Source organism: Rhodococcoides kroppenstedtii, from assembly GCF_900111805.1.
GTDB classification, from domain to species: Bacteria; Actinomycetota; Actinomycetes; order Mycobacteriales; family Mycobacteriaceae; genus Rhodococcoides; species Rhodococcoides kroppenstedtii.
Genome location: NZ_FOJN01000014.1, coordinates 14715 through 38008, shown reverse-complemented (window position 1 = coordinate 38008; position 23294 = coordinate 14715). Strand labels below are relative to the sequence as shown.

Below are 23294 nucleotides of genomic sequence, written 5' to 3'. Positions count from 1 at the left end.
TGACGTGAGCGGACTGCGATTGATGGCAGTGCACGCGCATCCGGACGACGAGTCCAGCAAGGGTGCGGCCACGATGGCGCGGTACGCGGCCGAGGGACACGAGGTGCTGGTGGTGACGCTCACCGGCGGTGAGCGCGGCGACATTCTCAACCCCGCGATGGACATCCCGGGTGTCCGCGAGCGACTCCCGGAGGTGCGCCGCGAGGAGATGGCCGAGGCCGCCGCCGTTCTCGGGGTGCAGCAGACCTGGCTCGGCTTCGTCGATTCCGGGTTGCCCGAGGGTGACCCGCTGCCGCCGCTTCCCGAGGACTGCTTCGCCCTGGTCCCGCTCGAGGTGTCGACGGAAGCTCTGGTGAGGGTCGTTCGCGAGTTCCGCCCGCACGTGATGACCACCTACGACGAGAAGGGTGGGTACCCGCACCCCGATCACATCCGGTGCCACGAGGTCTCGGTCGCGGCGTACGAGGCCGCCGCCGATCCCGAGCAGTTCCCGGACGCCGGCCCGGCGTGGGAGGTCTCGAAGCTCTACTACTCGCACGGGTTCATCCGTCAGCGCATGCAGCTCTTCCACGACGAACTGCTCGCCCGCGGGGAGGAGAGCCCGTTCGCCGAGTGGCTCGAGCAGTGGTCGAAGGACCGCGACGAGATCATGGGCCGGGTCACCACCCAGGTCGAATGCGCGGACTTCTTCGACGCCCGGGACGACGCGCTGCGCGCACATCGGACGCAGATCGACCCCAACGGCCGGTTCTTCGCCGTCCCCACCGAACTGCAGCGCAAGCTCTGGCCGACGGAGGAGTACGAGCTCGCGCGGACGCGAGTGCGGACCTCCCTGCCCGAGAACGACCTCTTCGCCGGGATCGAGGGCGCGTCGTGACCACCGCTCTGGGGTTCGCGATCCTGGCCCAGAACACCACGGGACCGGAGTTCGGCAAGGCGTCGCCCGTCGGCCTCGTGATCATCGCCCTGCTCCTGGTGGGCACGGCGCTGCTCGTGCGGTCGATGAACGGGCACATGAAGAAGCTGCCGTCGTCGTTCGAGCCGTCCGATCCGACCCCCGACCAGGCGGCCGACGAGGGCACCGACCGCGGCGGCATCGGCCCCGATCCGCGCGGCTGACCGGGTTCGAGGTGTCCGCACGGGGGAACGTCTCCGGCGTGGATCCCCGCGCGCGCAACACGCTGACCGAGTCGACCAGTCCCTACCTCCGCCAGCACGCGGACAATCCGGTGCACTGGCAGCAATGGACCGACGACGCCCTGGCGTGGGCACGCGAGCGGGACGTGCCGGTGTTGCTCTCGATCGGCTACTCCGCCTGCCATTGGTGTCACGTGATGGCCCACGAGTCCTTCGAGGACGAGGCGACGGCGGCCCTGATGAACGAGCACTTCGTCTGCATCAAGGTCGACCGCGAGGAGCGGCCCGACCTCGACGCGGTGTACATGAACGCGACGGTCGCGATGACCGGTCAGGGCGGGTGGCCCATGACCGTGTTCCTGACCCCGGACGGCGAGCCCTTCTACTGCGGGACGTACTTCCCGCCGACGCCCCGGCAGGGCATGCCGTCCTTCCCGCAGCTGCTCACCGCGATCACCGACACCTGGGTGACCCGCCGTGACGAGGTGACCACCGCGTCCGCCTCGATCGTGGCCGAACTGCGGCGCGGATCGACCGGCGTGCCGATGGGTGAGCGCGCCGTGGACGCCGCGCTGCTCGATCACGCCGTCGCCGGGGTTCTCACCGCCGAGGACACCGAGCGTGGCGGGTTCGGCCCGGCGCCGAAGTTTCCGCCGTCGGCCCTGGCGGAGGCGCTGCTTCGGCACGTCGAACGGACGGGATCGGACGCGGCGGAGGCCACGCTCGACCGCACCCTGGCGGCGATGGTGCGCGGCGGGTTGTACGACCAGCTCGCGGGCGGATTCGCCCGCTACTGCGTCGACGCGGACTGGGTGGTTCCCCACTTCGAGAAGATGCTCTACGACAACGGGTTGCTGCTGCGCGTCCTCGCCCACGCGGCCCGACGCGGCGACGCCCTCGCGGCCCGCGCCGCGGTGGAGACGGCGGACTTCCTGATTCGCGATCTCGGAACCGACGACGGGTGCTTCGCGTCGGCGCTCGACGCCGACACCGACGGCGTCGAGGGCCTCACCTACGTGTGGACGCCGGCGCAGCTGCGGGACGCGCTCGGCGATGCCGACGGTGCGGCGGCCGCCGAGCTGTTCGGGGTGACGGACAACGGAACCTTCGAGCACGGCACGTCGGTTCTGCAACTGCGTGCCGATCCGGCCGACGTCGCGTGGTTCGACGACGTGCGTGGACGCCTGGCGGCCGTCCGCGCGACGCGTCCGCAGCCGGGCCGCGACGACAAGGTGGTCACCGCCTGGAACGCCTTCGCCGTCACCGCGCTCGCGGAAGGTGGTGCGGCGCTGGGGGAGTGGACGTGGGTCGAGGCGGCGGCGCGGTGCGCGGAGACGTTGGTCTCGCGTCACGTGGTCGACGGCCGGCTCCGCCGCGCCTCGCTGGGCGGCGAGGTCGGTGCCGCCGCGGCAGTCCTCGAGGACCACGGGGCGCTGGCGACGGCGCTGGCCGCGCTGCACCAGGCCACCGGTGAGCGACGCTGGCTGACGGCCGCGCAGGACGTCCTCGACACGGCGCTGGCGCACTTCGCCGACCGGGAGCGGCCCGGCGCGTGGTTCGACACCGCCGACGACGCGGAGCAGTTGGTGACCCGGCCGTCGGATCCGCTCGACGGGGCGACGCCGTCCGGTGCGGCCCTCGTCACCGAGGCCCTGCTGACGGTGTCCGCGCTGACCGATCCCGAGCGAGCGTCCCGGTACTGCGAGGCGGCGGACCTGTCCCTGGCCCGCGCGTCGATCCTGCTCGAACGGGCTCCGCGGTCGGCCGGGCACTGGCTCGCGGTGGCCGAGGCGGCCGTGGCGGGGCCGCTGCAGGTGGCGGTCGCGACGACCGCCCCGAGCTCGACGCTGGCGGCCCTCGCCCGACAGCAGGCTCCCGGCGGCACGGTGGTGGTGGCGGGCAGCCCGGAGTCCACGCCGCTGCTCGCGGACCGTCCGACCGTCGACGGCCGCGACACCGCCTACGTCTGCCGCGGCTTCGTCTGCGACCGGCCGGTCACCGAGGAGGCGGACCTCACCGCCGCGCTCGGCGCCTGATTCCCGTCAGCGCAGCAGGACCAACCACACCGCGACGTAGTGGCAGATCGCCGCGATCACCGTCGCGGCGTGGAAGAACTCGTGGTGACCGAAGGTGGTGGGCCAGGGGTCCGGCCACTTGGTGGCGTACAGGATGCCGCCGACGCTGTAGAAGATGCCGCCGGCCAGCAGTAGGGCCATCGGCGCGATCCCGACGGCGTCGGTCAGGGTGCCGGCGACGGGCACGATCGCCCAGCCGAGCAGGAGGTAGAGCGGGACGCCGAGCCACCGCGGCGCCGCGGGCCAGATCATCTTGAGGGCGACGCCGGCGACGGCGCCGGCCCACACCACGATCAGCAGCACCTTGCCGGTCGACCAGGGGAGGCCGAGGACGGCGAACGGCGTGTAGCTCCCGGCGATGAACAGGAAGATCATCGAGTGGTCGGCGCGCTTCATCCACACGCGGCTCCGCGGCCTCGCCCACTGCACGCGGTGATAGGTGGCGCTGGTGCCGAACAGCCCGCACGTGGCGAGGGCGTAGACGGCCACGGCCGGGCCCGCGCCGGGGGGTCCCGCGGCGAGGGCCACCGAGACCAACACGATTCCGCAGATCACGGAGACGCCGAAGGCGTAGAGGTGGATCCAGCCCCGCATGCGGGGCTTGACCGGCAGCTCGTCGATCCCGAAAGCAGTCACGAACCTACGCTAGCGTAACTTCGCGAGGCCTGGCCGTGTCTCCGCTCACCGGAGCACCAGGTCGAGCAGGGCCCCGACGGCGCGCCGCCGAACCGCGCCGACCGGACCGGAGTCGGCCAGAGCGGCCTTCGCCGCGGACAGGCCGGGAGCGCCGGACACGCCTCCGCCGGGATGCGCGGACGCGCTCCCGAGGTACAGACGCTGCACCGGCGTCTCGGCGCGCCCCAGGCCCGGCGTTGGGCGGAACACGAGCTGCTGCTGGATCTGCGCCGTGCCACCGTTGACGGCGCCGCCGAACAGGTTGGCGTCGGAGCGGGTGAGGTCCGACGGGCGTTGCACGTGCTTGCCGACGATCGACGCCGCGAAGCCCGGCGCGTGCTCCTCCAGCACGGTGTCCACACGCGCGGCCAGGAGGTCTGCGGACGCGTCGTCGACGACCCCGCGGGGCAGGTGGGTGTAGGCCCACGCGCTCTCGGTGCCCGCCGGGGAGCGCGTGGGATCGGCCGTCGTCATCTGCCCGAACAGCATGAAGGGACGCTCCGGAATCCGGCCGGTCACGAGGTCGGCGTTCCACCGGACCAGGCCGTCGTCGTCGGCACCGACGTGGACCGTGCCCGCGCCGTTCAGGCTGGCCGACCGCCACGGGATCGGCGCGTCGAGCGCGTAGTTGACCTTGACGACGGGGGTGTCCCACTCGAACGTCTCGAGGTCGCGGTGGACACGCGCGGGCACCGCGTCGTGCGGGAGGAGCGAGCCGTAGAGCGCTGGGGCCGACACGTCGGCGATCACGGCGCGCCGCGCACGGTAGTGCTCGCCGCCCGCGGTCCGCACCCCCGTCGCCACCCCGCCGGAGACGTCGACACGCACCACCGGCGCGTCGTACACGACCCGCGCGCCGGGTCGTTCGGCCCGGCGTACCAGGGCGGCCGCCAACTCGCCGGCTCCGCCGACCGGCACGGGATAGCCGACGTCCTGGGCGAGCATGGTGAGCAGGTAGCCGAGGATGCCACTGGCCGGAGCGTCCGTGGGCACGTCGGCGTGCATGGCGTTGCCGAGCAGGAGGCACCGCGCCGCCTCGCTGTGGAACAGCTCGTGCGCCATGGCGCGAGCCGGCAGCAGAGCGAAGCGCAGGAAACGCAGCGTCTCCGCCGTCCCGAGCCGCCGGAACAGCTGGGTCGCCCCGCGCACCGGGGGGAACGCGCTGCCGAACAGCGAGTGCAGCAGCGGGTCGCGGACCCGATTCCACTGCTCGACCACCTGCATCCACGCGTCGCCGTCGCGGGGATCGTGCCGCGCCAGCATGGCCGCGGTGTCCTCCGGGCGGTGATGGATGACGGGCGCGTCCTCGTCGTCGGGCGAGCGCGGGTGCCCGTAGGCGCGCGGTGCGTGCGTCCACCGCAGCCCGACCCGGTCGAGTTCGAGCGCGAGCATCGCCGGCGACGAGACGCCCAGGGGATAGAACGCGCTGTAGAGGTCGCTGACGTAGCCCGGCGTCAGCTCGGCGCTGCGGATGGCGCCGCCCGGTGTCGACGACGCCTCCAGGACGACGACGTCCCACCCGGCGTCCGCGAGCGCCGCGGCCGCGACCAGCCCGTTGTGGCCGGCGCCGATCACGAGGGCGTCGGCGGTGACGACCGGGGTCACCGCGTCGCGCGTTCGGCGAGGAAGGCGAGTCGACGCAGGGCTTCGGTGTTGCGCGGGTACACCGCGAGATGTTGCACGGTATCGGGTACCCAATCGAAGGGCGCCGAGGCGGCGTGTTCGATCATCTCGATCCGGCACCCGGTCGGTGTCGGGTGCAGTCGGAGGATGATCTCCGCCCGCCCTGCCGGCAGGGCCCGCGCCTCCAGGATCAGCTCCCGGCGGTCGATCGTGCGGCGCACCACCGTCACGTCGTCGACCACGAACGGCCAGAGCCCGAACGAATGGTGGATCCGGGACCCGATGTGCGGCCATCGCGGATCGACCGCGCGGATTCGGGAGGCGCCGACGACCCACATGCCGTAGCTCCACCCGTCGGTCAGCACCGACCACACGGCATCGACATCGGCAGTGGTGTCGCGAACGACGGTCATGGGGCTCACTTCCTCGGGTGACGGGGGCGGTCGACGGTGTTCCTTCTCGACGGACCGACTACCCGGGGAGGCCGAGAAGAATCCGGTACGGGCGTAGGGTGATTCCTCGGTCGTGTGCCCCAGGTCGACGAAGACGGTGAGGAGTCGGGTGAAAGCTCGAGGTCTGCTGTACACGCTGTACGAGCGTCGTCTGGTTCGACAGCTCGACGGCGCGCAGCATCCCCGGCACATCGCGGTCATGTGCGACGGCAACCGCCGCTGGGCCCGCGAGAACGGCTTCACCGACGTCAGTCACGGCCACCGCATGGGTGCGCTGAAGATCGCGGAACTGCTCACCTGGTGCGACCTCGCCGGCATCGACATGGCCACCATCTACCTCCTCTCGACGGAAAACCTGCGTCGGGATCCGGAGGAGATCGACTCGCTGCTCGAGATCATCACCGACGTCGTCGAGGAGATTTCCGGGCCGTCGATGAACTGGAGCGTCAAGATCGTCGGCACGCTCGATCTGCTGCCCCCCGAGTCGGCGCGCCGGCTGCAGGAAGCCGCCGCGCGGACCGTCGGCCGGTCGGGCACCCACGTCAACGTCGCGGTCGGGTACGGCGGACGGCAGGAGATCACCGACGCCGTTCGATCCCTCGTCGCGGAGAAGCTCGACGACGGACTGGGCGGTCGGTCGCTGGTGGACTCGATCACCGTCGACGCCATCGATGCCCACCTCTACACGTCGGGCCAGCCCGATCCCGACCTGGTGATCCGGACGTCCGGCGAACAACGGCTGTCGGGGTTCCTGCTGTGGCAGAGCGCCTACTCGGAGATCTGGTTCACCGAGGCCTACTGGCCGGAGTTTCGGCGCGTGGACTTCCTGCGGGCGCTACGGGACTTCGCGCGGCGGCACCGCCGGTTCGGCGTCTGAGGCTCGTCAGAGCTTCCGCAGCCGAAGCCGATTGATCGCGTGATCGGAGTCCTTGCGCAGCACCAGCGTCGCGCGCGGCCGGGTCGGGAGGATGTTCTCCACGAGGTTCGGCCGGTTGATGGACTGCCAGATGTCCGCCGCCGCCATCCGGGCGTGCTCGTCGGACAGCCCCGAATAGTGGTGGAAGTGTGAGGCCGGGTCGGCGAACGACGTCTTGCGCAGCGCCAGGAATCGGCTGATGTACCACTGCTCGATGTCCTCGATGCGGGCGTCGACGTAGATGGAGAAGTCGAACAGGTCCGACACCATGAGCCGGGGTCCGGTCTGGAGGACGTTCAGCCCCTCGATGAGGAGGATGTCGGGCTGGCGCACCTCGGTGAACGCGCCGGGCACGATGTCGTAGGAGACGTGCGAGTACACCGGTGCCCGCGCCGATTCCGCGCCGGACTTCACCTCGGTGACGAAACGCAGCAGCTTGCGTCGGTCGTACGAGTCGGGGAAACCCTTGCGGTGCATGATGCCTCGACGGATGAGCTCGGCCGAGGGATAGAGGAACCCGTCCGTCGTCACGAGGTCGACACGCGGGTGATGCTCCCATCGGGAGAGCAGCGCCTGCAGGACGCGGGCCGTCGTCGACTTGCCGACCGCGACGCTCCCCGCGATGCCGATCACGAAGGGCACCTGGCGGTCCGGCGTCTGCTCGCCCAGGAACGTCGCGGTGGCGGCGAACAGACGTTGACGCGCGGCGACCTGCAGATGGATCAATCGGGACAGCGGCAGGTAGACCTCCGCGACCTCGTCCAGGTCGATCTGCTCGCCCAGGCCGCGCAGCCCGGTCAGCTCGTCCTCGGTCAGCACGAGGGGGGTCGCCTTGCGCAGCGTGCGCCACTGTCGGCGATCGAACTCCACGTACGGACTCGACTCGCTCATCCGGGACACGCTGCCTCCATTCACGAACGGTGCCGAAGGAAATAGTGCCGGGTGGCGGCGGTCGGGCGTAAGCCGGGTGGGCCGACGTAGTGTCGATCACCGTGGACGCCGACGACTTCGTGACCGAGTACCTCACGCTGGGACTGTCCTTCGACCGGCTCGAAGAGGGCTTTGTCGACGCCTTCACCGGTGATCCGGCGCTGCGCCGAGTGGTCGAGAACGCGCCGGCGCCGGACCCGCGCACCCTGGCCCGTCGGGCGACCGACCTGCGTGCCGCACTGCCGTCGGTCGACCTGTCGGCCGACCGCGCGTCGTTCCTCGACGCCCATCTACGGGCGCTCGAGTGCTCCGCGCGGAAACTGGCGGGAGACGAGATCGGGTTCGTCGACGAGGTCCGCGCCTACTTCGACGTCGACATCGCGCTCGGCGACCAGGACGACTACCGGGCCGCCCATCACCGTCTCGACGAGGTGCTGCCCGGAGCGGGCTCGCTGACCGAGCGCATGCGGGCCCACCGCGCGTCGGACGAGATCCCGCCGGAGCGGCTCGCTGCATGCGTGGAGGCGTTCTCGAGCGCCCTGCGGGACGAGGTGCGGCGCCGGTACCCGCTGCCCGACGCCGAGCAGGTCACCTACGAGGTGGTGGGGGACAAGCCGTGGTCCGGCTTCAACTACTACCTCGGCGACTACCGGTCGACGGTGGCGATCAACTCGGATCTGAAGCAACACATGGCGCACCTGCCGCGGCTGATCGCACACGAGTCCTATCCCGGCCACCACACCGAGCACTGCCGCAAGGAGGCCGGGCTGGTGGCGACGGCCGGTCAGCACGAGCAGACGATCTTCCTGGTCAACACCCCGCAGTGCCTCATGGCGGAGGGGCTGGCGGACCTCGCGCTCGAGTCTCTGATCGGGCCCGGGTGGGGAGCGTGGGCGCAGGAGATCTATGCCGACCTCGGCCTGCGGTTCGACGGTGCGCGCGCCGAAGCCGTGCACACCGCGTCTGCGGGTCTGCTCGGCGTCCGGCAGGACGCGGCGTTGATGCTGCACGACCAGCACCGGAGCCACGACGACGTCGCGTCGTTCCTCGAGCGGTGGTCGCTGACGACCTCGGAGCGGGCCAGGCAGTCGTTGCGGTTCCTGACCTCGCCGCTGTGGCGGGCGTACATCTCCACCTACGTCGAGGGCTACCGCTTGCTCGGGGGGTGGCTCGATCGCGCGGACACCGCCGACGAGCGCAGCGCCCGGTTCGCCCGACTTCTCGACGAACCCCTGATCCCGTCCGGATTGCGCTGATCGGCTGCGCCTAGACTGGTCGCACGCCTGCTCGACCCCGATGACCGCTCGTCCTGCTGCTTGGAGAACCGTCGCGATGACCGCTGCACCTGTGAAGTCCACGATCGAGACCGCGTCCCTCGCGGAGCTCGACCCCGAGGTCGCCGCGGCGATGGCCGGCGAACTCGGCCGCCAGCGCGACACCCTCGAGATGATCGCGTCGGAGAACTTCGTGCCGCGCGCGATCCTGCAGGCGCAGGGCAGCGTGCTCACCAACAAGTACGCCGAGGGATACCCCGGCCGCCGCTACTACGGCGGCTGCGAGCACGTCGACGTCGTCGAGGACCTGGCGCGGAACCGCGCGAAGGAGCTCTTCGGCGCGGAATTCGCCAACGTGCAGCCGCATGCCGGCGCCCAGGCCAACGCCGCGGTGCTCATGGCGCTCATCGCGCCCGGCGACAAGATCATGGGTCTCGATCTCGCCCACGGCGGACACCTCACGCACGGCATGAAGCTCAACTTCTCCGGCAAGCTCTACGAGGTCGAGTCGTACGGAGTGAGCAAGGAAGACCACCGCATCGACATGGACGAGGTGCGCAAGCAGGCGCTTCACGCCCGGCCGCAGGTGCTCATCGCGGGCTGGTCCGCCTACCCGCGTCACCAGGATTTCGCCGCGTTCCGCTCGATCGCCGACGAGGTGGGCGCCCTGCTGTGGGTCGACATGGCGCACTTCGCCGGGCTCGTCGCCGCGGGTGTGCACCCGTCGCCCGTCCCGCACGCCGACGTCGTCTCCTCGACCGTCCACAAGACGCTGGGCGGCCCGCGCTCGGGCATCGTCCTGGCCAAGAAGGAGTGGGCGAAGAAGCTCAACTCCGCCGTCTTCCCCGGTCAGCAGGGTGGACCGCTGATGCACGCCGTCGCGGCCAAGGCCGTGGCCTTCAAGATCGCCGGCACCCCCGAGTTCCGGGAGCGTCAGGAGCGCACCCTGCGCGGCGCGTCGATCCTCGCCGAGCGTCTCACCGGCGCCGACGTGGCCGAGCAGGGCATCTCGGTGCTCACCGGCGGCACCGACGTGCACCTCGCCCTGGTGGACCTGCGCAACTCCCGCCTCGACGGGCAGCAGGCGGAGGACCTGCTGCACGAGGTCGGCATCACCGTCAATCGCAACGCCGTGCCCTTCGACCCGCGCCCGCCGATGGTGACCTCGGGTCTGCGGATCGGTACCGCGGCCCTCGCCACCCGCGGCTTCGGCGACACCGAGTTCACCGAGGTGGCCGACATCATCGCGACCGCACTGGTCACCGGCGAGGCCACCGATGCTCTCCGCGGTCGCGTCACCGCGCTGGCACGCAATTTCCCGCTGTACGACGGACTCGAGGACTGGGGCCTGCTGGGCTGACGCCTACCGGTTGCGCAGCGGGAGTCCGGCCTCGGCGAGGAACGCGAGCACGTCCTCCTCGACCTCGTCGCGGTTGGTCTCGTTGAAGATCTCGTGGCGGGCGCCGTCGTACACCTTCTCCTGGAACGACGCGCCCCGGAGCGACGGCATGGCCGCGGCGGTCGGCTCGTAGGGCACCAGCTGGTCGCCGCCGCCGTGCAACCACAGGGTGGGCTGGTCGCCGAGCGTGCCCGACGACGCCACGGTGTCCACGGCCCGGCCGAAGGTCTCGAGCGTCGCGCGGGCGAAGGGACCGTGGTAGACGAGCGGATCGGCCTGATAGGCCGCGCCGACGTCGGGGTCGCGGGAGAGCACCGACGGGTCGATCGGCACGTCGGGAATTTCGTCGAGCTCGAGCAGCGCGGAGAAGACCTCCATCTTCCCCACGAGGGGGCCGGAGAGAACCAACGCGGCCAGCTCGTCGCGATGGGTCTGGGCGTAGCGCGTGGCCAGCAGGCCGCCCATGGAGTGACCGATCAGCACGAGCGGCAGGTCGGGGTAGTCGGCGCGGGCACGCTCGGCCACCGTGTGCAGGTCCGCCACCACGGCGTCGACGTCGGTGACCACGGCGCGGTCCCCGTCGGATCGGCCGTGCCCGTGGTGGTCCGGGGCGAACACGGCCGCACCGGCCGCGACCAGGGTGGAGGCCAGGTGCGCGTAGCGACCCGAATGCTCCCCGTACCCGTGCGCGATCAGCACGAGGAACTGCGGCGGACGCGGCACCGGCCACGCTCGGTACGCCACCGTTCCCTGTGCGCCGTCGAATTCCTGCATCTCCTGGGCGTTCTGCATGACGGCGACGCTAACAGCGTCGGATCGTGTTTCGGGGCGATACCGAATGCGCCGGTTCCGGGGGCAAGTCGTCACACGGTGTTCACCGACACGCCCGACGCCGGATCGGGCCGCGGGTGCGGTGGCGGCAGTAGCGTCGGCAGTGCGGGCGGCGGGGAAGCCGTCCGTGCGGGAGGTCTCCGACATGGTCGAATCCAACGACCCGAGAAGGGACCGGACTCTCGGTCTCGTCGACGTCGGCGGTCGGCATCGGCAGACCCTCCGGTCCAGCGATCGACCACGCCGCGCCCGCGCGGCGTTCGAGGAGTCCGAAGTGACTGCAACTCGCTCCGCCACCACCCGCACGTACGTCCTCGACACCTCGGTGTTGCTCTCCGATCCGTGGGCCGTGACCCGGTTCGCCGAGCACGCCGTCGTGTTGCCCCTCGTGGTCATCGGTGAGCTCGAGGGCAAACGCCACCATCACGAACTGGGATGGTTCGCCCGGGAGTCGTTGCGGATGTTGGACGATCTGCGCATCGAGCACGGTCGTCTCGATCAGCCGGTTCCGATCGGGGTCGACGGCGGCACGCTGCAGGTGGAGCTGAACCACACCGACCCGACCGTGCTGCCGGTCGGGTTCCGCACCGACACCAACGACGCGCGGATTCTCGCCTGCGCGCTCAACCTCGCCGCCGAGGGCCGGGACGTGGTGCTGGTCAGCAAGGACATCCCGCTGCGGGTCAAGGCGGGTGCGGTGGGCCTGCCGGCCGACGAGTACCACGCTCACGACGTCGTGCCCTCCGGGTGGACGGGAATGGCGGAGCTCGAGGTGTCGCGGGAGGTCGTCGACACGCTGTTCGCGCACGGTGTCGTCGATCTGGACGAGGCGCGAGATCTACCCTGCCACACCGGCGTTCGTCTGCTCGGTGGGTCGTCCAGTGCACTCGGGCGCGTCACGCCGGACAAGCAGGTCCTTCTGGTGCGCGGTGAGCGGGAGGCCTTCGGACTGCACGGCCGATCGGCGGAGCAGCGCGTCGCGCTGGACCTGCTGCTCGACGAGTCCATCGGCATCGTCTCCCTCGGCGGCAAGGCCGGCACCGGCAAGTCGGCGTTGGCCCTGACGGCCGGACTCGAGGCGGTGCTCGAACGTCGGACCCACCGCAAGGTGGTGGTGTTCCGTCCGCTGTACGCCGTCGGCGGCCAGGAGCTCGGCTACCTGCCGGGCAGCGAGAGCGACAAGATGGGCCCGTGGGCGCAGGCGGTGTTCGACACCCTCGACGGCCTCGCGAGCCCGGAGGTCATCGAGGAGGTCACCGCGCGCGGAATGCTGGAGGTGCTGCCCCTGACGCACGTTCGCGGGCGCTCGCTGCACGACTCGTTCGTCATCGTCGACGAGGCGCAGTCCCTCGAGCGCAACGTCCTGCTCACCGTGCTCTCCCGCCTGGGGTCCGGATCGCGGGTCGTCCTCACGCACGACGTCGCCCAGCGCGACAACCTGCGGGTGGGTCGGCACGACGGCGTGGCCGCGGTCATCGAGAAGCTCAAGGGTCATCCACTCTTCGCCCACGTGACGCTGACGCGGTCCGAGCGGTCGCCGATCGCCGCCCTGGTGACGGACATGCTCGAGGAGTTCGGACCGGCCTGATCTCGGGCCGGCTCGATCTCGGGCCGGCGGACGAGGACGTGCCGGGGCCCCGGTCACCGCGGATGGTGTGACCGGGGCCAGAACCTGGCGCCCGTCGACTGGGAGTCACCCAAAGACGGGGGGAGGGGCGTCAGGATTCCGAGCCGGGCTGGTCCGGCCGTTATTCTCTGGGGCATGGACACCAGCGACCACGACGTGTTGACCGCCCTGGAATCGGACGCCGCACGAGTCCTCGAGGCTCACATCGAGGTGGCCGACGGGTGGCAACCGCACGATTACGTGCCGTGGGACGCGGGCCGGAACTTCGCGTTCCTGGGCGGCGAGGACTGGGCGCCGGACCAGGTGTCGCTGTCCGACGTCGAGGTGCTCGCGGCCACCGTCGGCGTGCTCTTGGCGGACAACCTGCCGGAGTACCACCGGGACCTCGCGTTCGCGCTGCGGGCGAACGACACCTGGTGGAAGCTCATCGGTCGCTGGACGGCCGAGGAGAACCGGCACGCGATCGTGCTGCGCAACTACCTCATGACCACGCGCGCCGTGGACCCCGTCGAGCTCGAACGCATTCGCGTGGAGCACATGACCACGGGGTACCGGTCGCCGTCGCTGCACGCCGTCCACATCCTGGCCAAGTTCGCGCTCGACGAGCAGGCCGCGACCGTCCGCCACCGTCGCAGTGCCGACGTCAGCGAGGACGCCCTGCTGTCGGCCATCTTCGATCGCATCGCCACCGACGACGCGCTGCAGGCCGAGTTGTTCGCCTCGCTGGTCGCCGCGGCCCTCCGGCACGATGCGGACGGCACCGTGCTCGCCGTCGCGGACGCCGTCGACTCGTTCTCCCTGCCGTCGGTGGATCTGCCCGGACGCGGCAACAGCACGGCCCTGCTGGCCGAGGCCGGTCTCTACGACGAGACCGTGCAGACCGAGCAGGTCATCCGGCCGCTGCTCGAGACGTGGGGCATTTTCGACCTCGACGGCCTCGGCGACGACGCCGCGGCTGCGCGCGATCGGCTCCGCTCCGCAGTCGGCGTCGCCTGAGCGGTCACCGCCCGCGCGCTCACCGCGCTCACCGTGTGAGCGTGAATCCGCCGATCGGCGCGGCGCCGCCGAAGCCGACGAAGTAGACCGTGCCGGTGTACCGATTCGGGTTCGCCGGGTCCACGGTCATCTCGTCGTGCACCAGAGCGCCCAGTGCGGGCGAGAGGCGACCGTAGTCGACGTGGATCACGTCGGCGCCCGTGGCGATGGACGGGGCGCTGTACACGTCCGCCGGCAGGATGTCGGCACCCAGCACACGGTTGGTGGCCGCGGTGCCTCCGCCGGTGATGGTCTTGCCCTGCCAGAACGGGACCGGGGCGCCGGACGGATCCGTCCCCGCGTAGACCCCGTCCGGGGGAAGAGGCGCCGCGGACGCCACTGCCGGTGCCGCGAGGGCGGCACCGGCAGCGGTGAGGACGAGCAGGGTGGCAGCGGCCGTTCGCTTCATGAGGTGTCCTCACGTCGAATGTGATCAGTCACATACGACTGTCCTCTTTCGGCGCTTCTCACACCACCGCGTGGACGATCAGTCGCGCACCTTCGCCATCGCGAGCACGTCCAGGCGGGAGTCCAGTTCGGCCTCGGACAGCTTGTCCGGGACCAGCCCACGCTCGATGACGACCTCGCGGATGGTCTTCTTCTCCTTCAGCGCCTGCTTGGCGACGGCCGCGGCCTCCTCGTAGCCGATCGCGCTGTTCAGCGGGGTGACGATCGACGGGGAGGACTCGGCGAGCTGCTTGAGGTGTTCGTCGTTGGCCTCGAGGCCGGCCACGCACTTGTCGACGAACAGCCGGGAGACGTTGGCCAGCAGCTTGAGCGACTCGAGAAGATTGCGAGCCATCATCGGGATGTAGACGTTCAGCTCGAACGCGCCGGCGGCGCCGCCCCACGCGATGGCCGCGTCGTTGCCGACGATCTGCGCCGCGACCTGCGTCGCGGCCTCCGGCAGCACCGGGTTGACCTTGCCCGGCATGATCGAGCTGCCCGGCTGCAGGTCGGGCAGACGGATCTCGCCGAGTCCGGTGAGCGGGCCCGATCCCATCCAGCGGATGTCGTTGGCGATCTTGGTCAGCGAGACCGCGATGGTGCGCAGGGCGCCCGACGCCTCGACGAGGCCGTCGCGTGCGGCCTGGGCCTCGAACGAGTCCTTCGCCGGGGTCAGCGCGTCGACACCCGTCGACTTCACGAGCTCGGCCACCACCTTCGGGCCGAAGCCGTCGGGGGCGTTGAGGCCGGTTCCGACGGCGGTGCCACCGATGGGCAGTTCGCCGAGGCGGGGGAGGACCGACTGCACGCGCTCGATGCCGGCCTCGATCTGGCGGGCGTAGCCGCCGAACTCCTGGCCGAGGGTGACCGGGACGGCATCCATGAGGTGGGTGCGACCGGACTTGACGACGGTCTTCCACTCGGTGGCCTTCGCCGCGAGCGCCTTGTGGAGGTACTGCAGCGCCGGGATGAGATCGGTGACCGCGGCCTCGGTGGCGGCGACGTGCGTGGCCGTGGGGAAGGTGTCGTTGGACGACTGCGACATGTTGACGTGGTCGTTGGGGTGGACCTCGACGCCGTTGTTCTTGGCGATGCTCGCGATGACCTCGTTGGCGTTCATGTTGGAGCTGGTGCCCGAGCCGGTCTGGAACACGTCGATGGGGAATTCCCCGTCGTGCTTGCCGTCGGCGATCTCGGTCGCGGCGGCCACGATGGCGTCGGCCTTCTCCGCGTCGAGCAGCCCGAGGTCCTTGTTGACCTGCGCGCACGCGGCCTTGAGCAGACCCATCGCACGGATCTGCGTCCGTTCGAGGGGACGTCCCGAGATGGGGAAGTTCTCGACGGCGCGCTGGGTCTGGGCACGCCAGAGTGCGTTCACGGGAACGCGGACCTCGCCCATGGTGTCGTGCTCGATGCGGAACTGGTCGGAATCAGTCATGAACCTTTGCCTCGTCGGTTGCGGGTCGGTTGCGGAACAGCTGCGGATCGGATCAGAAGGACGGGACGGCGCCGGAATCGCCGTCGAAGTCGACGGACGAGTACTCCCGGAGCTTGTCCAGGCGGTGGTAGGCGTCGATCATGCGCACGGTGCCGGACTTCGATCGCATGACGATCGACTGCGTGTGGGCGCCGCCGCCGGAGTAGCGCACACCTTGCAGCAGGTCGCCGTCGGTGACCCCGGTCGCGGTGAAGAAGACGTTCTCGCCCGACACCAGGTCCTCGGTGACCAAGACGCGATCGAGGTCGTGACCGGCGTCGATCGCCTTCTGGCGCTCGGCGTCGTCGGTCGGCGCGAGGGCTCCCTGCAGGGTGCCGCCGAGGCACCGCATGGCCGCCGCCGCGATGATGCCCTCGGGCGTGCCGCCGGTGCCGAGCAGGATGTCGATGGGGGAGTTCGGGCGGGCGGCCGCGATGGCGCCGGCCACGTCGCCGTCGGAGATGAGCCGGATGCGGGCGCCGGTGTCGCGGACCTGCTGGATGAGCTCGGCGTGGCGGGGGCGGTCGAGGATGCAGACCGTGACGTCGGTGGTCGACCCCTTCTTGACCCGCGCGATGCGCTCGATGTTCTCCCGCACGGGAGCGGTGATGTCGACGACCTCGGCGTAGTCCGGGCCGACGGCGAGCTTGCGCATGTAGAACACGGCCGACGGGTCGAACATCGCGCCGCGCTCGGCGACCGCGAGGACCGAGATCGCGTTCGGCATGCCCTTCGCCATCAGGGTGGTGCCGTCGACCGGGTCGACGGCGAAGTCGACCTCGGGACCGTTGCCGTTGCCCACCTGCTCGCCGTTGTAGAGCATCGGGGCTTCGTCCTTCTCGCCCTCGCCGATGACCACCACGCCGCGCATGGACACCGAGGACACCAGCTGCCGCATGGCGTCTACGGCCGCACCGTCGCCGCCCTCCTTGTCGCCGCGGCCGACCCAGCGTCCGCTGGCCAGGGCCCCCGCCTCGGTGACACGCACCAGTTCGAGAGCCAGGTTGCGGTCCGGTGCCATCGGGGTGGAGCTGTCGGTGCTGGCCGTCATGTGCGCGGTGCCTCCTCGGGCGGGGATACGTGCCGTGATTGTCGCATCACACCCTGCGCGGCGGCGTCGGCAGGTCGGCAGGTGGGATAGTGGACTCCGTGGCCGAGAAGAAACCCAGGATCCTCCAGAACAACAAGGACATGGCGTGGTCACTGATCCCGCTGCTTCTCGCCTGCGTGGTGATCGCGGCCATCGCCGGGCAGTGCTCGCTCCGCGTCGGCGGCCCTGAGGCCGGACAGGTCCCCCGCATCGATCTGGGCGCCACGCTGCAGGCGGACGCCGACTCGGTCGACTTCCCGATCCGCCGCCCCGAGGTGCCCGCGGACTGGATCCCCAATTCGGCGTCGCGCCCGTCGATCCCCGGGTCGGACTCGCCGGTCAGCACCGTCGGCTTCGTCACGCCGTCGGGAAGCTACCTCGGCCTGACGCAGAGCGACGCGAGCGAGGAGGACCTGCTGCGCTTCCGCACGGACGGCGCGCGAACCGAGGGGCAGGGCGTCGAGTCCGTGGCCGGGACCGACTGGGTGGTCTACCGCGGCGAGAACACCGAGCCGTTCTGGGTCGCCGACCTCGGAAGGAGCCGCGCGTTGATCACCGGGTCCGGTAACCAGGACGAGTTCCTCGCCCTGGCGTCGGCCGTCGTCTCGGCACCGGTGCTCGACCCGCGCTGACCGCGTCGTCGGGCGAGGCGGGCGAGGCGGGCGTCGGGCGAGGCGCGTCGGTCGAGGCGCGTCAGTCGTCGTCGCGACCGGCGAGCGCGTCCTCGATGCGGGCGCGGGCTCCGGCGAGATGCTGCTCGCATCGTGCGGCGAGCGCCTCGCCGCGCTCCCACAGCGCCAACGACGCGTCCAGGTCCAGGCCGCCCTGCTCGAGCACCTTCACCACGTCCACCAGCTCGTCGCGGGCGGCCTCGTAACCGAGTTCGTCGACCGGGGTCTCGCTCATGGGTCCATCCTCTCCGACGCGTTGCTCGGCGCGGCGACCCGGCCCATCCCGACCGCGGTGACGGACCCGTCGGCCACCCGGATGCGCAGTTGGGTGCCCGGCGGCGCGTCCGCGACGCTGCGCAGAACCTCGGGATCGTCACCCGGCACCACTCGCTGCACGACGGCGTAGCCGCGGGCGAGCGTCGCGGCCGGCCCCAAAGTCACCAATCGGGCTCGGAGGTGGTCGACGGCGGTGCTCTCGGAGGCGACGGCGCGGCGCACGTCGCGGCGGACGACGCGGCGCATCTCCGCGATTTCCTCGCCGCGGCGATCGAGTCCCGACATCGGATCCGCGAGAACGGGCCGGTGCCGGAGCGCGTCGAGTCCGCGGGCCTCGCGGGCGACCCACCCCCGTAGAGCCGCGGAACTCCGGGCGCGGAGCTCCGCCACCAGGGCCAGCTCCGCCTCGGCGTCGGGAACCACTCGCTTCGCCGCATCGGTGGGCGTCGCGGCGCGCACGTCCGCGACGTGGTCGCTCAGCGGGCTGTCCGGTTCGTGACCGATCGCGCTGACGATCGGCGTTCGGGCCGCGACGACGGCGCGACAGAGAGCTTCGTCGGAGAACGGGAGAAGATCCTCCACGCTGCCGCCGCCGCGCGCGAGAACGATCACGTCGACGTCGGGATGCTCGTCGAGTTCGGCGATCGCACGCAGGATGCCGGGCACCGCCGACGGGCCCTGCACCGGGGTGTTGCGGACCTCGAACCGCACGGCCGGCCACCGTCGTCGGGCGACCGACAGCACGTCCTTCTCGGCGGCGCTCGCACGTGCGGTGACCAGTCCTACGGCGCGGGGGAGGAACGGCAAGGGGCGCTTGAGGCGTGGATCGAACAGGCCCTCCGCAGCGAGCATGCCGCGCAGACGCTCGATCCGGGCGAGCAGCTCGCCCACGCCGATCGCGCGAATTTCGGTGGCACGCAACGAGATGGTGCCGCGCCCGGTGAAGAAGGAGAGCTTGCCGTACAGCACCACGCGCGCGCCCTCGACCACCGGCACGGGGGAGGACTGGATGAGCATCGGCGAACACGTGACCGACAGCGACATGTCGGCCGCCGGATCTCGCAGCGTGAGAAACGCCGTGCGCGTGCCCTGCCGCACCGACACCTGGGTCAGCTGACCTTCCACCCAGATGCTGCCCAGCCGGTCGATCCACCCGGCGACCTTGGTGGCGACGCTGCGGACGGGGAGAGGATTCTCCGGCGAACTGACCGGTGGGGACGTCACTTGGCGCGTGCGGTGGTGATGCGGTTCTCGAGCATGGTCCGGTAGGGGGCGCGATTCTTGGCGGCCGTCTCGTAGTCGAGCAGCTCCGTGAGGTCGTCGACGGACAACGACCGCAGGCGGGCGCGCAGCTGAGCGAGGGTCAGCGCGTCGTAGTCCAGGTACTCCGCGATCTCGGGCCGGGCGTCGGCGGCGGTGAGCGTCGGGGCGGCCACGTGATCGGCGGGCTGCACCTCGGACGGCGGGGTCGAGTACAGCGCGAAGCGGCCGGACGTCGGGGCGTCGCCGTCGGACGTGTCGGTGGCCGAGGATGCGCTCCCGGTGGCTGTCCGGGACGGGGCGTCGACGGCGACGTCGGTGTAGCGGCCGGGCGTCGGGCCGGCGTCGGCGGGAGGTGCCGGGTCGTCATCGAGTTGACGCGCCGCGTCGTCATCGAGTTGACGCGCCGCGTCGTCGTCGAACGTCGCCCACTCCGGCTGCTCCTCGGGCCGACCGCCGAGCAGGGAGAACACCTGGTCGCCCTTGATCGCGAGCTCGGTGACCGTCTGCTGGAAGCGCATCGCGGTCTGCAGCACCTCGCTCACGGCGGTCATCGGCAGCGAGAACGCCGTGGTGGGGAGTCTCCGCGCCTCTTCCACCACCGTGACGGCGATGCCCAGCGCGACTCGGGCTGCGAAGGGAGGACGAATCATGATGCACAGAGTGCCCGACGACGCGCCGTTTTCCCAGTCGGGTCGCCGCGCGAGCGGGTGGCGGTCGGGGAGGCCACGTATCCTGGAGCCATGTCCTCGGCTGTGCCCAGTACCCCGTCCACCTCGGTGCCTTCGGCGACGTCGGAGCCGTCGGCGCCCATCGCTCTCGACCTCGGCATCGCCCGGCGGGCGACGACGGAGGGGGAGTACACCGGACCCAAGCGCGTGCTGCTGGCCGAGCCCCGCGGGTACTGCGCTGGTGTCGACCGCGCCGTGGAGACCGTGGAGAAGGCGCTCGAGAAGCACGGCGCCCCCATCTACGTGCGCAAGGAGATCGTGCACAACCGCCACGTCGTGGAGACGCTGACGGATCAGGGCGTGGTCTTCGTCGACGAGACGGACGAGGTTCCCGAGGGCGCGCTGCTCGTGTTCTCCGCCCACGGGGTGTCCCCGGCGGTGCACGCCTCGGCCGCCGAGCGGAACCTGCGCACCATCGACGCCACGTGCCCGCTGGTCACCAAGGTCCATCAGGAGGCCAAGCGCTTCGCGCGGGACGACTTCGACATCCTGCTCATCGGCCACGAGGGGCACGAGGAGGTCGAGGGCACCGCGGGCGAGGCGCCGGACCGCGTGCAGGTGGTCGACGGACCCGAGAGCGTCGACGCCGTCACCGTGCGGGACGAGAGCAAGGTCATCTGGCTGTCGCAGACCACGCTCAGCGTCGACGAGACCATGGACACGGTCGCGCGGCTGCGGGAGAAGTTCCCACTGCTCCAGGACCCGCCCAGCGACGACATCTGCTACGCCACGCAGAACCGCCAGGTGGCGGTCAAGGCGATGGCGCCCGAGTGCGACCTGGTGATCGTGGTCGGCTCGCGGAACTCCTCGAACTCCGTGCGGCTGGTCGAGGTCGCCCTGGCCGCGGGTGCCCGGGCGAGCTACCTCGTCGACTACGCCAAGGAGGTCGACACCGCGTGGCTCGAGGGCGTGCGGACGGTCGGCATCACCTCCGGCGCCTCGGTGCCCGAAGTGCTGGTGCGGGGCGTGCTCGATCTGCTCGCCGACCACGGCTTCGGCTCCGTCGAGCCGGTCACCACGGCCAACGAGACCCTCGTCTTCGCTCTGCCGCGAGAGCTGCGGACCAGCGCTTGAGTTTGACGCTCCGGGACACCGACCTGGTCCGCGGTCGGTGTCCCCGGGTCGATCTAGTGGTCTCGGTCCCGGTAGCGCACCCGCGGCGTCGGATGCGGCGTGACGTTCTCCGCCCCCGTTCGGCGCTCGGGGTAGGACCGCGCTTCCGGGTACGGCCGGGCTTCGGGGTACGGCCGGGGCTCCGAGTAGGGCCGGGGTTCGGAGTAGCGCCTCGGTTCCGCCTGCCGTCTCGATTCCGCCTGGCGTCGTGGCTCCCGTTCGCGTCGACGCTCGCCGTCCACGCGCGGTCGACGGCCGGTCTCCGGGGCGGAGTGCGCCTGCTCGTCGTCGCGCGGCGCCCCTCGCATCCGGCGTGACGCCGGTGCGTCGGCACGAGCACGACGGGTTTCCGCACGGCCGCCCGAACGGCGGCCGGTGGTGTCGGGCCGCGGGTCGGTCTTCTCGGGTCGCCGTGCGCGAGTCTTCTCCGGGGAGCGGGGCTCGGTTTTGCGGGGCTCGGTTTTGCGGGGCTCGGTCTTGCGGGGGGCGGTGCTGCGGGTGCGGGCGGGGTGCGGGCGGTCGAGGAGGAGTCGGGCCGCGCCGATGCCGAGCACGAGCATCGTGGTGAGGAACATCAGGGGAAAGCGATCGACGAGCGGGACCGCGACGGTCAGGACGAGGTCCTTGAGCGAGCTGCCGGCGTCGTCCCCGGTGGTCTGATAGGCGACGGGGACGGCGACGATCATCAGCAGCGGCGGCTGCACCATCGCGGCGAAGAGACCCTTGCGGCGCACGGCCACCACGGCGAGGGCGCAGCCCAGAACGTAGAGGACGGCGAAGGTGGCGCCGGGTTCTCCGGCTCGCATCGCGTCGAGGGCGAAGCCGAGGACACACGCGCCGGCCGCCAGCGCCACGGCACCCCAGGCGGGGATTCCGGGCACGGTGGGGAGGGCCGAGCGGTGATCGAGTGGCACTCCCGAGCGCGCGTGTTGGGTGGTCGACACACACCGAGGTTAGCGTCGATCTACCCGGAGGCCTCGGCGGCGTGCCCGTGACGCGACGGCGCAGTGGTGTGCGTCGCGGACCGGACGACGCCGCGTGGACGGACGTCGACGGTGCTCGCGGTGGGCGGATCCCCGTCGAATCGGGACATCTCGTGCAATCGGCGCGCGGTCACGAACACGCGATTGTCCAGCGAGCCGACCGCGCTGTTGAACGCGTCGACGGCCTTGCCGAGATGGCTGCCCACCTTGTCGACGTGGTCGCCGACCGTCCCCAGGCGCTCGTAGAGCTCCCGGCCGAGCGCGACGACGGCGGCGGCGTCCTCCGCCAGGCTCTCCTGGCGCCAGGTGAAGGCGACGGTCCGCAGCAGCGCGACGAGGGTGGTCGGCGTCGCGAGCACCACGTTGCGGGTGAACGCGTGCTCGAGCAGGCCCCGGTCGCGGGTGAGCGCGGCGTCGAGGAAGGGATCCCCCGGCACGAACAGCACCACGAATTCCGGCGACGGGTCGAAGGCGCGCCAGTACTTCTTGTCCGCGAGCGCGTCGACGTGGGTGCGTAGGTGCCGTGCGTGGCGCTCGAGGTGCCGGTCGACGGTCTCCGGATCGGTTTCCGCGGCCGCGTCGAGGAAGGCCACCAGCGGCACCTTCGCGTCGACCACGACCGAGCGGCCGCCGGCGAGGCGGACCACGAGGTCCGGCCGGACGCCGTCGCCGACCACCTGGGTGTCGAAATCGCAGTGCTTCGTCATCCCGGCGAGTTCGACCACCCGCTCGAGCTGCATCTCGCCCCACCGCCCACGGATCTGGGGCGCCCTGAGCGCGGTGACCAGCTGATCGGTCTGCGACGCGAGATGCCGGGACGCCCGGTGCATCCCGGCCACCTGCTCGGTCAGTCCCGCGTAGGCGCTCGCCCGGTCCCGCTCGGCCACCCGCACGTGATTCTCGAGGGCGTCCACGGCGTCCCGCAGCGGGTCGACCACCCGCGCGATGCTCTCCCCGATCGCTCCGGAGTGTCGGCGGGCCGCGTCCTCGTTGAGCAGCGCGAGCGAGCGTCGGACGGCGTCCTCGCCGGCCGCGGCGGCGGCCAGGCGCTCGCCGGCGCGGGCGAGTTCGACGTCGCCCCGCGCGCTGCGGAGCCACCAGCCCAGCGCCATCCCCACGGCGAGGGCGACGAGGACGACGAGTGCGGTCACGGCGGTCATGGCGCACAGCATGGCCGACACCACCGACACGGCGACCGGTGACCGAGGTCGCGCTCGCGGCCGTCCGTGCGTCGACCGGGATCTGTCGTACCCCTCCGTTAGCGTCGATCGT

At 71.2% G+C, this 23294-nt stretch carries 23 protein-coding genes; 10 read left to right on the top strand and 13 right to left on the bottom strand.

Features of this window, described 5'->3' with window-relative positions; translation table 11 throughout:
- The first annotated feature begins 4 nt into the window (after positions 1-4).
- The 3 genes from mca to BMZ18_RS15555 are packed head-to-tail and all read left to right on the top strand — an operon-like array spanning position 5 to position 3173.
- A complete protein-coding gene (mca, locus tag BMZ18_RS15565; RefSeq protein ID WP_244516564.1) occupies positions 5-877 on the top strand; it encodes a mycothiol conjugate amidase Mca in 873 nt (290 codons plus the stop codon).
- The gene (locus BMZ18_RS15560) at positions 874-1119 is read left to right on the top strand and encodes a hypothetical protein (protein WP_244516563.1); all 246 of its coding nucleotides are present in this window, start codon (positions 874-876) and stop codon (positions 1117-1119) included. Before mca ends, BMZ18_RS15560 begins: the two co-directional genes overlap by 4 nt.
- A 38-nt stretch (positions 1120-1157) precedes the next feature.
- Positions 1158-3173: a thioredoxin domain-containing protein gene (locus tag BMZ18_RS15555; RefSeq protein ID WP_074922296.1), complete on the top strand. Its 2016-nt coding sequence runs from the start codon at positions 1158-1160 to the stop codon at positions 3171-3173.
- A 6-nt stretch (positions 3174-3179) separates the two neighbouring features.
- Here BMZ18_RS15555 and trhA read toward each other — a convergent pair whose 3' ends face one another.
- From trhA to BMZ18_RS15540, 3 genes are read right to left on the bottom strand one after another with little or no spacing between them, the layout of a single operon-like run.
- Positions 3180-3848: a PAQR family membrane homeostasis protein TrhA gene (gene trhA, locus BMZ18_RS15550; protein ID WP_068363184.1), complete on the bottom strand. Its 669-nt coding sequence runs from the start codon at positions 3846-3848 to the stop codon at positions 3180-3182.
- 45 nt (positions 3849-3893) lie between these two features.
- Positions 3894-5492: a phytoene desaturase family protein gene (locus BMZ18_RS15545; RefSeq protein WP_068363187.1), complete on the bottom strand. Its 1599-nt coding sequence runs from the start codon at positions 5490-5492 to the stop codon at positions 3894-3896.
- A complete protein-coding gene (locus tag BMZ18_RS15540; RefSeq protein WP_068363190.1) occupies positions 5489-5923 on the bottom strand; it encodes an SRPBCC family protein in 435 nt (144 codons plus the stop codon). Before BMZ18_RS15540 ends, BMZ18_RS15545 begins: the two co-directional genes overlap by 4 nt.
- Before the next feature lie 148 nt (positions 5924-6071).
- Between BMZ18_RS15540 and BMZ18_RS15535 the strand changes: the two genes are divergently transcribed.
- Complete coding sequence (locus BMZ18_RS15535; protein ID WP_068363193.1) at positions 6072-6839, top strand: isoprenyl transferase; 768 nt, start codon at positions 6072-6074, stop codon at positions 6837-6839.
- A 6-nt stretch (positions 6840-6845) separates the two neighbouring features.
- On the opposite strand, the gene coaA is transcribed toward BMZ18_RS15535, so the two are convergent.
- Positions 6846-7778: a type I pantothenate kinase gene (coaA, locus tag BMZ18_RS15530; RefSeq protein WP_068102416.1), complete on the bottom strand. Its 933-nt coding sequence runs from the start codon at positions 7776-7778 to the stop codon at positions 6846-6848.
- 92 nt (positions 7779-7870) lie between these two features.
- On the opposite strand from coaA, the gene BMZ18_RS15525 reads away from it, so the two are divergent.
- Both BMZ18_RS15525 and glyA read left to right on the top strand, forming a co-directional pair.
- Positions 7871-9064: a DUF885 domain-containing protein gene (locus BMZ18_RS15525; RefSeq protein WP_068363225.1), complete on the top strand. Its 1194-nt coding sequence runs from the start codon at positions 7871-7873 to the stop codon at positions 9062-9064.
- 76 nt (positions 9065-9140) lie between these two features.
- Positions 9141-10442 (top strand): serine hydroxymethyltransferase, encoded by a 1302-nt coding sequence (glyA, locus tag BMZ18_RS15520; RefSeq protein ID WP_068102413.1) that lies wholly within the window; start codon positions 9141-9143, stop codon positions 10440-10442.
- Between the two features lie 3 nt (positions 10443-10445).
- Here the strand turns inward: glyA and BMZ18_RS15515 are convergent, their stop codons facing one another.
- The gene (locus BMZ18_RS15515; RefSeq protein WP_068363196.1) at positions 10446-11273 is read right to left on the bottom strand and encodes an alpha/beta hydrolase; all 828 of its coding nucleotides are present in this window, start codon (positions 11271-11273) and stop codon (positions 10446-10448) included.
- 313 nt (positions 11274-11586) lie between these two features.
- Between BMZ18_RS15515 and phoH2 the strand changes: the two genes are divergently transcribed.
- Both phoH2 and BMZ18_RS15505 read left to right on the top strand, forming a co-directional pair.
- Complete coding sequence (gene phoH2 / locus BMZ18_RS15510) at positions 11587-12900, top strand: RNA 5'-3' helicase PhoH2 (protein WP_068363226.1); 1314 nt, start codon at positions 11587-11589, stop codon at positions 12898-12900.
- Positions 12901-13074: 174 nt separating this feature from the next.
- The gene (locus tag BMZ18_RS15505; RefSeq protein ID WP_068363199.1) at positions 13075-13935 is read left to right on the top strand and encodes an acyl-ACP desaturase; all 861 of its coding nucleotides are present in this window, start codon (positions 13075-13077) and stop codon (positions 13933-13935) included.
- Positions 13936-13963: 28 nt separating this feature from the next.
- On the opposite strand, the gene BMZ18_RS15500 is transcribed toward BMZ18_RS15505, so the two are convergent.
- The 3 genes from BMZ18_RS15500 to glpX form a co-directional block, all read right to left on the bottom strand.
- A complete protein-coding gene (locus tag BMZ18_RS15500) occupies positions 13964-14383 on the bottom strand; it encodes a hypothetical protein (protein WP_068363201.1) in 420 nt (139 codons plus the stop codon).
- A 78-nt stretch (positions 14384-14461) separates the two neighbouring features.
- Entirely contained in the window at positions 14462-15859 is a 1398-nt protein-coding gene (locus BMZ18_RS15495) for a class II fumarate hydratase (RefSeq protein WP_068363204.1), read from the bottom strand.
- Between the two features lie 52 nt (positions 15860-15911).
- On the bottom strand, positions 15912-16949 hold the full coding sequence (gene glpX / locus BMZ18_RS15490; protein ID WP_068147738.1) for a class II fructose-bisphosphatase: 1038 nt from the start codon (positions 16947-16949) through the stop codon (positions 15912-15914).
- A gap of 98 nt (positions 16950-17047) precedes the next feature.
- Between glpX and BMZ18_RS15485 the strand changes: the two genes are divergently transcribed.
- Positions 17048-17620, top strand: coding sequence for a DUF4245 domain-containing protein (locus BMZ18_RS15485; protein WP_074922295.1), 573 nt, complete (start codon positions 17048-17050; stop codon positions 17618-17620).
- Positions 17621-17681: 61 nt separating this feature from the next.
- Here BMZ18_RS15485 and BMZ18_RS15480 read toward each other — a convergent pair whose 3' ends face one another.
- The 3 genes from BMZ18_RS15480 to BMZ18_RS15470 are packed head-to-tail and all read right to left on the bottom strand — an operon-like array spanning position 17682 to position 19848.
- Positions 17682-17894 carry an exodeoxyribonuclease VII small subunit gene (locus BMZ18_RS15480; RefSeq protein WP_068102404.1) on the bottom strand — a complete coding sequence of 71 codons (213 nt, stop codon included), beginning with the start codon at positions 17892-17894 and terminating at the stop codon, positions 17682-17684.
- Positions 17891-19159, bottom strand: a complete 1269-nt coding sequence (gene xseA / locus BMZ18_RS15475; protein WP_068102403.1) for an exodeoxyribonuclease VII large subunit — start codon at positions 19157-19159, stop codon at positions 17891-17893. The genes BMZ18_RS15480 and xseA overlap by 4 nt, the downstream gene beginning before the upstream one ends.
- Complete coding sequence (locus BMZ18_RS15470; protein WP_068363206.1) at positions 19156-19848, bottom strand: lipid droplet-associated protein; 693 nt, start codon at positions 19846-19848, stop codon at positions 19156-19158. Before BMZ18_RS15470 ends, xseA begins: the two co-directional genes overlap by 4 nt.
- Positions 19849-19938: 90 nt before the next feature.
- Between BMZ18_RS15470 and BMZ18_RS15465 the strand changes: the two genes are divergently transcribed.
- Positions 19939-21000, top strand: a complete 1062-nt coding sequence (locus tag BMZ18_RS15465) for a 4-hydroxy-3-methylbut-2-enyl diphosphate reductase (RefSeq protein ID WP_068363207.1) — start codon at positions 19939-19941, stop codon at positions 20998-21000.
- A gap of 53 nt (positions 21001-21053) precedes the next feature.
- On the opposite strand, the gene BMZ18_RS15460 is transcribed toward BMZ18_RS15465, so the two are convergent.
- Both BMZ18_RS15460 and BMZ18_RS15455 read right to left on the bottom strand, forming a co-directional pair.
- Positions 21054-21983, bottom strand: coding sequence for a DUF6542 domain-containing protein (locus tag BMZ18_RS15460; RefSeq protein WP_074922285.1), 930 nt, complete (start codon positions 21981-21983; stop codon positions 21054-21056).
- Between the two features lie 20 nt (positions 21984-22003).
- Entirely contained in the window at positions 22004-23182 is a 1179-nt protein-coding gene (locus BMZ18_RS15455) for a DNA recombination protein RmuC (protein ID WP_068106048.1), read from the bottom strand.
- Positions 23183-23294 lie beyond the last annotated feature (112 nt).

What these genes read in the sequence shown, in the direction of transcription:
- BMZ18_RS15540 (WP_068363190.1), bottom strand. Translation starts at nt 5,923, where the DNA reads ATGACCGTCGTTCGCGACACCACTGCCGATGTCGATGCCGTGTGGTCG.
- glyA (WP_068102413.1), top strand. Translation starts at nt 9,141, where the DNA reads ATGACCGCTGCACCTGTGAAGTCCACGATCGAGACCGCGTCCCTCGCG.
- BMZ18_RS15515 (WP_068363196.1), bottom strand. Translation starts at nt 11,273, where the DNA reads ATGCAGAACGCCCAGGAGATGCAGGAATTCGACGGCGCACAGGGAACG.
- BMZ18_RS15505 (WP_068363199.1), top strand. Translation starts at nt 13,075, where the DNA reads ATGGACACCAGCGACCACGACGTGTTGACCGCCCTGGAATCGGACGCC.
- BMZ18_RS15500 (WP_068363201.1), bottom strand. Translation starts at nt 14,383, where the DNA reads ATGAAGCGAACGGCCGCTGCCACCCTGCTCGTCCTCACCGCTGCCGGT.
- BMZ18_RS15495 (WP_068363204.1), bottom strand. Translation starts at nt 15,859, where the DNA reads ATGACTGATTCCGACCAGTTCCGCATCGAGCACGACACCATGGGCGAG.
- glpX (WP_068147738.1), bottom strand. Translation starts at nt 16,949, where the DNA reads ATGACGGCCAGCACCGACAGCTCCACCCCGATGGCACCGGACCGCAAC.
- BMZ18_RS15480 (WP_068102404.1), bottom strand. Translation starts at nt 17,894, where the DNA reads ATGAGCGAGACCCCGGTCGACGAACTCGGTTACGAGGCCGCCCGCGAC.
- BMZ18_RS15470 (WP_068363206.1), bottom strand. Translation starts at nt 19,848, where the DNA reads ATGATTCGTCCTCCCTTCGCAGCCCGAGTCGCGCTGGGCATCGCCGTC.
- BMZ18_RS15465 (WP_068363207.1), top strand. Translation starts at nt 19,939, where the DNA reads ATGTCCTCGGCTGTGCCCAGTACCCCGTCCACCTCGGTGCCTTCGGCG.
- BMZ18_RS15455 (WP_068106048.1), bottom strand. Translation starts at nt 23,182, where the DNA reads ATGACCGCCGTGACCGCACTCGTCGTCCTCGTCGCCCTCGCCGTGGGG.